This is a genomic window from Amycolatopsis sp. H20-H5, from assembly GCF_035828755.1.
Taxonomy (GTDB): Bacteria; Actinomycetota; Actinomycetes; order Mycobacteriales; family Pseudonocardiaceae; genus Amycolatopsis.
This window is the reverse complement of sequence record NZ_JAYMZS010000010.1, coordinates 24,127-36,609: the sequence shown is the minus strand read 5'-3', so window position 1 is coordinate 36,609 and position 12,483 is coordinate 24,127. Positions and strand designations below refer to the sequence as shown.

Sequence of the window (12,483 nt, the reverse complement as noted above, 5' to 3'; positions counted from 1 at the left end):
GAACTGCCAGGGCACCATCGGTGGAAGTGGCGGGACACCACGTTCGTCACCGAGTTCGGAGACGAGGCCCTTTCCGGCGGCATCTCGGCGAAGCAGGAGCGCAAACTCGCCAGGACAGAACAGATCCGCGACGGGATCTCCGCGGGGGAACTGGCCGCGCTGGCCACTGAGCTCGTCGCCGACCAGCCGCTGGTGCTGGAACTCGAGCCGGAACCCGGCAGGGGCCACGACTACCACGTCACGACCAAGCTGACCCCCAGCCTGGTCGGCGACCTGATCCCCCTCGGTCCCGCGGACCTTCCCGTCACGGCGGGCAAAGTCACGGAGAAGGCGACCGGCACTTTCAGCCGTAGCCGGATCTGGACGTTCGGCGGTGGCATCGTCGGGCGCGTGTACGCGGCGGTGGTCGGCTCCCCGCAGCTCAACAACAATCTCGTTGTCACGCACGAACGGTTGAACAAGCCGGGAGTGCAGCAGGAGACCCAAGTCTCCAGCGGTGGTGTCCGTGGCAGGGAACTGGACGAGGCCGGCAACGTACGACCGGAGCCGATGCTCAAATACAAGGCGACGGTCAAGCTCACCGCTTCCGGGACCTACTGGAGCCGGCACAACGATCTTGCCCGCGGGGTCACCGTCGGCCGCTCCGGCCAGCACGCGCCTGAACCGCACGAACTGACGATCGTGGACGAGGCGGCCGCCGCGGAGGGGCGTGAACCGGGTTCGGTCACCGTCGACGTCATTCTGGAACTGCCAGCCTCATACGGTGAACTGCGCGCCGACGTTCAACCGGAGAACCGCACAAGTCTGAACGACGTCTCGATCAACCGGAGTGACGAGCTCGGCCGCGGCACGTCCGGCGGGCTCGACGGCCTGCGGATCGTCGGGCGCGTCCACGGGCTCAAGCACGTGGCGACTTCGGTGCGTTCGATGCTGGCAAAGGCATCGGGTGACCCGGCGCTGGAAACAGGCGACCCGATCTGGGAATCCGAGAGCGGCGAAATCGCCGCTGTGATCGACGAGGCGCACTCGCACGGGCGGAGCAGGTTGCGCTGGCACCGCAGGCGAGCGGACGCGGACGCCATGGTCGCGACGTCGTACCTGCTGCGCGACCCAGTGGTCGAGGACAGCATGTGGGTGCAGCCGGAACAGTCGGTGAGCGGTACCGACACGACGAGCAGCGAGCGCGGCGGCAACTGGACCGTCCGGCCCTCGGTCGAGCCGATCCTCGTGGTTGCCAGCGAGACCGCCAACGGCACTCCCGGCACGACCACTCACGGCCTCGGGGCGATCATCCACGAACTCGGTCTCTGGGTGAGCAGCTTCGGCCACAAGAGGGAACACCGGACGACCTTCTCCCATGAACTGAAGACGCCAGGGGAGTCTCGTCGGATGCACCTCGTCAGTGCCACGGTGGAGGTCACCACGGCGGTCGAGGTGAAGAGCCGGGGCAATTTCGACCCGTGGAAGCTGTTCAAGTCGAAGCCGGTCACCCGGGCCGCGGAGCGCTTCGACCTGCCGCGGGCCGTGAAGATCTTGGTCGATGACAAGGAACTCCACGAGATCCGGATCAAGCAGGCACGTGTGGACGCGCGGCGCGCACACGCTGAGCAGACGGTGCCGGAGCAGGACCTCCCGGCCGGTTCGACCGACCTCAGCCCGGTGCCGGCCGGCAACCACATCGGTGTCCCGATGTCGACCGACAGCGTCACCGAGCCGATCGATCTCACCGACCGCATCCAGCCGTTGTACGAACAACTGGTGCGGAATGTCGGCCAGGAGACGGCCGACAAGCTGCTGCCCTCGTCGTCGCTGGAAACCGAGCAGGACAATCCCCGCGAGATCGAGCGCGGCCTGGGGAAGGTGCAGGCGTCCTTTGGCGACCTGCGTGACGGGGGCACTGTCACCCTCCTGCGCCGGCTGCACCGGATCAAGGGCGAGACGTACGAACTGCGAGTGAGCGCCGAGCAGCTGAGTGCGCCGGTCGCGACCGGTATCAAACACGGCGGGCTGGTCAAGACCAGCAACGTGACGTTCCTCGCCGGCTCCGAACGCAAGTTCAGCAGGGTGCTGGCTCAGGTGATGGCCGTATTCGCCCCGGTGGGCATGTTCCAGAACGACTCGGCCATCGCGAACGCGGAAACGGATCCCGGCGCGCACGGCGCGCCGTACAGCAATGTCGGTTTCGGTGTCGGGTACCTGGTCCAGTCGCTCAAGCAGACCTGGCAGACCAAGCACGAAGTGACGATCGAGGAGAAGCACACCGAGACGGTCTCGGGCGCGATCGCCGAGCACCGCACCGAGATGCTGTTCGATGTACGTATCGAGCGGCACGGTGAGCGCGTCGCGGCAGCGCCGGCCACCCGCACGGTCACCACGCACACCCCGATCGAAGACACCTTGATCGCTGACATCGGGGAGACTTCCCGCCGCGGCGAGGTGGTCGCGCGGTCCGAGGTGGCGGCAGACGGGCGGGCGATCGCGCAGTGGCGTGCCGCCGACATCTCCGAGACGTTGCCGGACGACCAGTCCGACTACCGGGTACTCGACTTCCAGGGCGACGTCGACGACCTGGTCCGCGCGGCGGAGCAGGCCATCACTGCCGCGGGTGGGTCGGTGGACGTGGTGACGCGCGCGATGCTGCGTGCCGAGCTCGCCGGCGGCCGCGTCGCCGGGAGTCTGGGCACGCACGGCACCGAGGCGGTGCCACTGGAGCTGCCGCCGGACCTCGGGATCAAGCTGGGTGTGTATTCCGTGCCGGGCGGGCACGGCGAGCTCATCGGCGCCAGTGCCCGGATCAAGCTCGGCGGGGACAGGAAGACGCCTGAGACCTGGGGCAAGAAATTCAGCTCGGACAACACCTACGAGGCGATCGGGGTGCCGATTCTCGCGGCAGGTGTACCGCAGCCCACTGGCTCGACCGCCTACCCCGACCGCGATCTGTTCGGCTCGGTGGGTGGCTGGGCGATGCCGGTGCTTTCGTTCGGCGAGGTGGCGACCGGACACGAGCGCACCAACGACACTGAGTCCGGTGGAGAGAAACTACCGGCGTCCGGCAAGAAGCCGGACACGGATGGGTTCACCAGCGCCTGGGCACACGGTGCGCGTTTCCGGTTCGTCGCCGAGCCCGCGTCCACCGTCAGTCTGAAGCGCACCGCCGTGGTGGACGTCGACTTCGACCGGGGCTACGTCATCCGGCGCACGGATCGGACCGATCGGCTGCCCGAGTCCCTGGTCAACGCGACCACCGATTTCGCGGCACGGGACAAGGAATGGTCGGCCGCCCGCGGCCGGCTTCGCGCCGCCGAGTCCGCCGAGACAGGCGACCGCGATGGCGAGCTGGCGGCGGCCGAGCAGTCCGCGAAGGCGTCCTTCGATCAGGCGATGAGCGCGTACTTCAGTGAGCTGGCACAGGCCCGGCAGGACCCGGGCCTGAACGGAACCGAGCCCGCCACGCGTGTCGCGTACCCCACGGACGTGCACCGGCTGCCCGTGGGTGAACGTGTCAAGCTGTACTCGCTGGTGCGGGAGGCCCTGGACACCCACGACGCCGGTGCGCGACCGATCGTGCGGTACCGCGTGCACGGCGACCTCGGCTCCGCCAGGGTCGCGGAGGATTTCTCAGCCACCGTGCGGGAAATGGACAAACTGCTCGGGTTGGCGCAGCCGACGACCCCGGTCGCCGACCGGCGGACCAGAAGCGACCTCGGCTTCGACGCGGTGCCGCATTTCGTGCACTCCGACGGCCCGACGGAGGTGGAGATCTGGATCGAAAACCCCGCCCGCACCGAATTCCGCAACCGCCTGCCGCGGTTGTGGGGCGTGAACGGGGAGAACTACGCGCAGCGCGTACCGGGTCACACCCAGAACTGCGGGCCGTCGTTGATCGCGGCCGAGAAGACCCTGACCGGGGGCGTCACCGTGGAGGCCGCCGCGAGTGGTCCGGTGACCGTCCGTTCGTTGGCGGAGGCGACCGGTGGAAGGCCGGTCAAGGCGACTTACGACCAGATCGTCGCGCACACGGTCCAGCAGCCTGACGGCTCATGGGGAGCGGCATTCCTGCGTGGCCCCCACGACGGACTGGCGCACCCCGTGCTCGTCGAGCGTGATGGGGACGGGCGGCCCAGCTTCCACGACCCGCAGCGCGGCATGACGCTTGATCCGCATCCGGACGACGTCATCGGTTACCTGGATCTCCCGAGGACCGGTTCGACGAGGTTGCCGGGCGCCGCGCTGGATCCGAAGCTTCTTGTCGGTTCGCCGGCTGGGGGTTCTGTTAATCCGCGGCGTAATCGTGCTGGGCGGGTTGGTGGTGTGGGGACGTCGCTTCGGCAGGGGCAGGCTCCGGTGTCTGTGAGGCAGTTGGAGACTGAGCGTCGTTCTGATGAGTCTGATGAGCCGTTGCCGGATTATCGGGCTTTTGGCTTGCCGGAGTACAGTCCCGCTCTGGCCGATGCTCGGTCGAGTGCGCCGGTTGATGGGTCGGTGGCGCCGCCTTCGTATATTGAGGCGCATGCTGGTTCGTGGAATTCTTTGACTGCCGGGACTGTGGTCACTGGGAAGTATTTCTCGGGCGAACGGGATTCTGCCGCGTTTTATCAGCATCGGTTCCCGGCTTTCGTGGGATTTAACGAGCATGTTCACGTGCAGCGTTTGTCGGGGTCTGAGGAGAACTGCGGTCCGTTGTTGATCGCGGCTGCGCGGAGTCGCGCCGAGGGTGTGATCGTGCATATGGACGGTGATGCTCCGGTCACGGTCGGTCTGTTGGCGCAAATAGTGGGCAGGACTGCGTTCGAGGCGTCATATGACCAGGTTGTGGCGCATACGTATAAGCAGCCGGCAGGTTCGTGGGGCGTGGTGTTCCTGACCAGTTCTGTCGGGATGGTGCACGGTGTGATCGTTGAGCACAGTGCGGACGGTGTCATCGTTTTCGCGGATCTGCAGAGTGAGATGATTGCCGACGTCGATCCTGCCGATGTCGTCGGCTATTTGGCGATACCTGCGACTGGCGCGGAGTCTCTGTTTGGTCCGGTTTTGGACTGGAGTCTTCTTGTCGGGTCTCCGTCGGGCGGCCGGAAAGGCCATCCCAGTCTATTGGGCAGGCTGATCCACCGCGGGAATCGTCCCGATCAGTCCGAACAGGACGGTGCTGGGTCCAGCCGAGGACGAGTATCCGCCGAGAATTCCGGTCAGTCTCTCAGCGCAGGCGCGCTGGCCCGCGAGTACCAGAACCACGTGCTGGCTCTTGATCGGATCGACGCCGACGCGCTGGCCGACGTGCTTGGTGCCACCAAGCCGTCCATGTTGTCGGACTTGGCGGAGAAGTACGGCATGACCGTCAAGTGGGCACGAGACATTACCGTCTCCGCTACGGCTGAGCGATTGCGTGCGGCAGATCCGCGACCTGGTTCGCCGGGCGTCGTCAAATCCTTGTTCGATGGGTTCACCGAGGCGGGTGTCACCGGCCAGCATGCCACCGCGGTAATCGAATCCGCGGCGATCGCCGAGATCCGCAGGGCCGCGGCCGACGGGCAGCCGTACAGCCGTGCGGATCTGGTCACCAGGTTCGGCGACGAGGCGTGGAACGCTTCGGCTTGTGTCTCCGCCGCGGTGGTCCTGGACGCGCGTGCGGCCGCGGCCGCTGGTTCGCCGCTCGCGGCGGACGTCTTGGCAGGGAAGTACCGGATCGAAGAGGCGGAGGCACATCGGCTGGTCGGCGTCGCCATGATGGCCGACGTGCGCCAGGTGCGGGACGGCGGTGGCTCCATCGGCATCGACGACCTGGCCACCAGGTACGACGTGAACCGCCGGTTTGCGTATGTGCGGATCATCGACGAGCCGCAGTGGGAGGGACCGCGAGCGGATCCGGTGATGTCCCACGCGTTCCGGGTTTCGGCGGACCTCATTCCCACCCCTGCCGGTGAGGTCGAGCTGCGCGCGCGTACGGCGGTGCGTACGGCAGTGGCTGCTCGACGGCCACGGACCGCGGCCGCGCTGGCAAAGGAGTTCGGCGAGACCCATACCTGGGCTGATGAACAGATCGTCGCCGTTGCACACGCCGATGTGATCGACGCCGCGGGAGACGGCCGGTGGTACGCCGCCGCGACGTTGGCGGAGAAGTACGGCATGAACACCCGGTGGGCGGACCGTCAGATTGGCAACGCACTGGTCGTCGAGGCTGGCGTGAAGCAAAGCGCCTTCGCTGACGCCGCCAGTGCCGTTGACCGCAAGCAGCCCTATTCGCCGGAGGCGCTGGCCGACAGGCGTGCGATGAGCAGTGAAAAAGCGGCCGAGCAAATCGCCGCTGCCGCGAAGATCGGGGTCATGAAGGCCGCGGATGACTCGAACCCTTACACAGACGGGGAATTGGCCGAGGTTTACGGGATCAGTGTCCGGGCAGCTCGAGCCGTGATTCATGCCGCTGCTCGGGCCGAGGTGGACCACTATGCCGATTCGGACCGGCCGTATACCGGCTCTGAGATCGTCAGGAATTATCGGATAAGCGTTGTTGAGGCCGAGGAGGTGATCAGTTCCGCCGCGCTCGGCAAGGCACACTCGGCCGATGGCCCGCACACTCCCGATGACATCGCCGCCTGGTACGGCAAGGACCGCCGGTGGGCCTTCGAGCAGATCGGTGGCCTGGTGCGGTCCGACGCGCAGACCGGTCTGTTCAGCACCGATGACCTGGCCAAGCGGTACGGCATCAGCCGGGAGGCCGTCCTATACCAGACGGGCCGGGGTGCGGTGTTCGCGCTGGCACGCGAAGAGTTCCGCAGCGGCAAGACGCCCGTCGCCGCCGAACTCGCCACCAGGTACCACGTCGAGGTGGAAGACGCGCAGGCCCAGATTGACGCTGCTGGTGTGGCCGACGTGCGCGCCGCGAGCGACCGGATCCTCCTCGAGGACGGCCTGAGGAAGGGAACCGGCGAGCAGGTCAGATCCGCCGACGGCTCAACGGTCTCCGATCAGGTGGGCCTCCGCACCATGATCCGGGAGTACGGCCTCAGCCGGCATCGGGCGACCTACGTGGTGGCTGGCGTCCTGGTTCGCGACCTGGCCCGCAGGGACAACGACGTCTTGCCGACCGCCGCGCTTGTCAGCGAGTACGCCGGGACGCGCGAGGCGGAATCCGAGGTCCTCATCAACACCGTCGTCGAGGGCCTGATCATCGACCACACGGACCAAGACAGGCTTACCGCCGATGCTCTTGCCGAGCGTTACGGCAGGACAACGGAGTGGGCCGAGAAGCGAATCGAACTCGCTCTCGTCAAACAGTTCCGGGCTTCCGGTGTGGCGGCCGTAAGCGAGGCCGGGGGAAGTCTCGTGCGGCCATTCGGGGCCGCGTATGTGCGCACGGTGGCCGCGAGCCATGGGGTGGAGTATCAGCGGGCGCTGGGCTGGCTCAACGCTGCTGCTCGGGCCGATGTGGCCGACGCTGCCAGCCGTGGCGAGCCGTACACCGCTGAAGAGCTGGGCAGGAGGTACAACCTGGTCCCCCGGTGGGGTGCCGATCAGATCGTCGAATTCGCGCGTGCCGAGGTGCGTGCGGCGCGTAATCGCGGTGAGTCGCACTCCGTCGGTGTGGTCGAGCGGAGGTATGGCGTCGATCGCGTGCAGGCCGAAGAAGTGTTGGTGGGGGCGGTGTTCGCTGACGCGTGGGAGGCGCGCGAGCCTGGCGGGTCGCTGGGTCTGGGGGTCGCGGCCGAGAAGTATGGTGTCGGCCGTGAGCTGGTGGAGTCCCGTGTGGACGCCATTGTGCGGGCTGACGTGCGGGCGCGGGCGGATCGTGGTGAGCCGTACGAGGTCGGGGTGTTGGCCGAGAAGTACGGTGTGCCTAATTTGCGGGCTGATGAGCAGATCGAGGCCGCGGCCTTCGAGTATGTGGCCGATACGGCGGCGAGTCGCACTCCGGAAACCGTCAGGTCGCTGGCTTCGCGGTTCGGGTTTTCGGTTGGCCAGGCCCGGACGATCAGGCGTAGCGCCGCGCAGGCGGAGTTCCGCGCGGCGGTGGATCGCGGCGAGCAGTACCCGGTAACCGCACTCCGGACCAGGTACTTCCCGGAGGACGTTCACGAAGCCGAGACCAGGTTTGTTGTCCAGGCGACCGTGCAGGCGGAGGTACGTGCGGCGGCCGATCGCGGTGAGCCCTATTCAGGGTCCACTCTGACCGCGAAGTTCAGCTTGTACGACATTTTCGGCCAGGTCATCCCGGCGGCGAATGAAGTGATCAGTGGAGCTGTGCAAGCTGATTTGCGTGCGGTGTTCGACGCGAGTCATGCGGCTTATTCTGTGGATCAGCTGGCCGAACGATATGGCGTCAGTCACCGGGAGGCCAAAACCGAGATCAATACCGCGGCGTTGGCTTTCGCCCGCGAGGCGCGCGGTAATGGTGAGACGATTGTTGCCGATGACCTGGTGGTGCGGTACGGCGTCAGCGGCAAGAGGGCCCATGCCATCGTCGATCTTGCCAGAAATGTGCCGGGCAGTGACAGTGAGTCTGATCCGGATGAAGACGTGTTTGTACCACCGGCCGTCGTGTCGTCGTATGGCTCCCCTGCTCCGTTTGTTCTGGCGGATGTGGACTTGTCCGACTCTTCCGATGATGATTCTGACTTTTTTGATGACGGTCCGGGTTCGTCGTTGCCTGCCGGAACGGTGATCGATGCCAGGTCTTTCGTGGACACCGAGGCCAACGCCGAATTCTTCCGGAACCGGTTCCCGTTGTTTGCGGGGTTGAATGGGCAGGCTTTCGCGCGGCGCTTGCCGGGTCGTACTGAGAATTGCGGGTTGTTGGTGGTCGCGGCTGATCGGCTGCTCGCCGGGGGTGTGACGATGCCGGTGGTGGCTGGTGGTCCGGTGACTGTTGCTTACCTGGAGGAGGAGACGGGCGGGACGGCGGTGACGGCGTCGTACGCTCAGGTCATCGAGCACACGCGTGCTCAGCCGCGTGATTCTCATGGTGTGGTGTTGGTGCGGGGTTCTGGCGGGATGGTTCATGGTCCGCTTGTCAACAATGGCGTGGATGGGCTTGTCTCGGCCGGGGATCTGCAGAGTGAGTTGATGGCTGACCTCGAGCCGGGCGATGTTGTTGGCTATCTGAACCTTCCGAGGACTGGCGCCGCGCCGCTGTCGGGGGAACCGCTGGATGGCGGCCTCCTGGTCGGGGCGCCGGCCGAGCCGGTCAACGAAGAGGTGCAGGCCGAAATCCGCAGGGCTGTGGACGATGAGAAGGTGTTCACCGCCGAAGCGCTGGCGGAGAAGTACGGCAAGGACCTTGCGTGGGCCCTCGACCGGATCGACGCCGCAGCACAGGCAGAGGTGGTGGATGCCATGGCTGCCGACCGCCGGTATCCGCTCAAGGAACTGGCCCGCAATTACGGGATGAACCGTGAGTGGGCGCGGGATTCGGTGATCCGCGCGGCGACTGAGCGGTTGTCGGCGACCGGGTCGCGAGCTGACTCAGCCGACCACGTCGGGGCTTTGGAGCGTTGGTTCACTGCTTCGGTCGACAGCAAGACAAGCTCTGGTCTTGTCGAGGTCGCCGCGGTCGCCGCGATTCGTGCGGCCGCGGACGCGGGTCAGCCGCACCGGCAGTCAGCCTTGATCACGAGGTTCGGCGACGCGTTGTCGGCCGCGGTGGTCCTGGACGCGCGTGCTGCCGCGGCGGCCGGGCAGCCATCCACCCCGGACGCGTTGGCCGGGAAGTACCGGATTGAAAAGGCCGAGGCTGAAAGACTTTTCGCGGTCGCGGCGGTCGCGGACGTACGCGAGGCCGTGGAAGGTGGCGGTTCCGTCACCATTGCCGACCTGGCCGCGAATTACGGCATGAGCGATCAGTGGGCGTATACGGTGATCAAGGCGGAGCCACACTGGTCGGGACCACTGAAGGACGTCGCGATCTCGCATGCTTTCCTGGCCATGCGTGAAATGGTTCCGGCTCGCGCCAAAGAGGAAGAGCTGAACGCGCGCAGGTCCGTACGCGCGGAAGCGGAGGCCGGGTCCCCGCTGACCGCGGCAGCATTGGCCGAGTCGTATGGCAAGAGTCGCGAATGGGCTTACAACCAAATCCACGCCGCCGTGCACGCCGATGTGATCGAGGCGGCCGGAGCGGGCAGGCGGTACGACGCAGCGACACTGGCCGGGAAGTACGGCATGAACAGCCGGTGGGCGTATCGCGAGATCGTCAACGCGCTTGCCCTCCGGCAGGAGATCAAGCGCTACCTCCAGTCCGACATCGTCAGGGCCGCTTCCGATATCGCCAGGCAGCCCCTTTCGGCGGAAGGACTGGCCGACAAGAACGGGTTCAGTCTTGAGAAGGCGGCGGAGCAGATCGCCGACGCCGTGAAATTCGACGTGGGCCTGACCGTCGCCCCGGGGCGTGTGCTGCACCCGGCCGAGTATTTTGCCGAGGGATACGAGATCAACGTCGAATCGGCTCGAACTGCGATCCGCGCTGGCGCGCGCGACGTCGCACACCGGTATGCCCGCGAGGGTAAGCCCTTCACCGCCAACAGGTTGGTCGCGATCTTCGGGTTGAGCCTGGTGGAGGCCGAGCACGAGATCAGGTTGGCCGCGGTCGCCGAGGTGCGCTCGGTGGACGGTGCACGCACCCCGGACGACCTGGCCGAGATGTTCGGCAAGAACCGAAGGTGGGCCTTCGACCTGATCGGCGTTCTGGTGCGGTCCGACGTGGAAAGTGGCCTGTTCACCACCGATGACCTGGCCAAGCGGTACGGCATCAGCCGCGAGGCCGTCGAGCACCGGGCAGATCCGGCCGCCGCGTCCGCGAATACGCGCGAGGCGCTTGACCTCGTCGCGGACTTGGCCGACGTGCGCTCCGCGAGTGACTTGGCCCTCTTCGCGGCGGGCTTGAGCGCGATGACGTTTCTGCACCCGAATGACGGCGCCGCGCCTGGCCTCCGGGTCAGGGTCGACACCTTGACGCAAGAGCGCGGCGTCAGTCGCGAATCAGCCTTGTATCAGGTAGCGATGGTCCTGCGTGAGGAGTCGCACGGCGGGCGCTTCGGGCGGCCGGGTTCCCTCGCCGTCGAGGCTGTCGCCACCAGGTTCAGGATCGAAGAGGCCGAGGCCGAGATTCTGGTCGAGAAGACCGTAGAGGCCGAGGTCATGGGGAGTGCCACCGGCGGTAGATCCTTCGCCGAAAACTCCACCGCCGTCAGTCTCGCCGAGAAGTACGGCAGGACGGTCGAGTGGGGTAGTGAGCGGATCGCCACCGCCGTCGTCGACTACCTGCACCGCCAAGAGATGCTGTCCGAGGTGCTCGTCACCGGGCGGTACACCATGGCGTACCTGAGCGGGTATGTCTGGCGGGGCCGGGTGGACGCGGTGGACGCGCTTGACTGGATCAACGCCGCCGCTCGGGCGGATGTGCGCCGGGCGGCCGCGCGCGGGGAACCGTACACCGCCGCGGAACTGGGCAGTTGGTACCACCTGTCCGATCGGTGGGCCGCTGATCAGATCACCGCCGTCGCACGCGACGGCGTGCGCACCGCAGCGGATTTCGGCGAGCGGCAAACTGTCGATGACGTCGCCCGCAACTACGGCATCAGTCTTGAGACAGCCGAAGAGGTGATGGTCTCGGCCGCGTTCGCCGATCTGCGCGGGGGCGAGTCCCTGGACATCGAGTCGGCCGCCGGGCGTTTCGGCGTCAGCACCGAGGCAGTGGACCGCCACATCGACGCCATCATGCGAGCAGATGTGCGCGCGATGGCGGATCGCCGGGTGGGCTACCCGGACGATGCCCTGGCCAGGAAATACGGTGTGCCCCGTACGCGTGCGGCTGACCAGATCGAGGCCGCGATGGTCGAGTACGTGACCGACGCGGCGCACGCGACACGTCTGGAGACCGGACGAGAGCTGGCCATCAGGTTTGCTGTGACCTTCGAGCAGGCTGAGAGCGTGAAACGCGCTGTCGCCATCACCGGCGTTCGAAGTGCCGCGGATCGCGGTCGTCCGTATGCTCTTTTCGAGATCGAGGACAGGTACTTTCCCGACGAATTCGATGACCTGGAAGAGGAAGAGGACGAGGCAGTGGCCGCGGTTCTCGCTGCCGCGTCGGCCGATGTGCGCGAGGCGGCGGATCGCATCGAGCCTTACACGCCGGCTGCTCTGGCCCGTCGGTACGGCATGGAGCCCGGCGGCTTCCATCTGCCGTCCTCGTTGGCGGACCGGGTGATCACGAACGCCGCGGAGGACTACGTGCGTGCGGTTTTCAACCGCGGCGAATCGTGCGTGGCCGGGGACCTCGTCGCGCGGTACGGCGTCAGCCTCGGCGCGGCGCAAAGCATTCTTATGTGGCTGGGGGCTGCCGATGCCCTCGCCTATGCGCGTGCGGCCATCAGCAGCGGCGAACCGTGCGAGGCCGGGGATCTCGCCGAGCGGTTCGGCATCACCTTCAGTCAGGCCGAAGAGCAGCTTGACTATGCGCGCAACGTGCCGGACGACAGCGACGTGGAGTCCGATTGA

Annotated in this window: 1 protein-coding gene (only partly in view); it reads left to right on the top strand. The window is 66.6% G+C overall.

The window, feature by feature from the left end; all coding sequences use genetic code 11:
* On the top strand, positions 1 to 12,483 hold the end of the coding sequence (locus tag QMK34_RS07940) for a DnaJ domain-containing protein (protein ID WP_326413036.1). Its footprint begins 20,430 nt before the window's first position; 12,483 of the gene's 32,913 nt are visible here — the last part of the coding sequence; its start codon lies beyond the left edge, outside the window; the stop codon is at positions 12,481 to 12,483.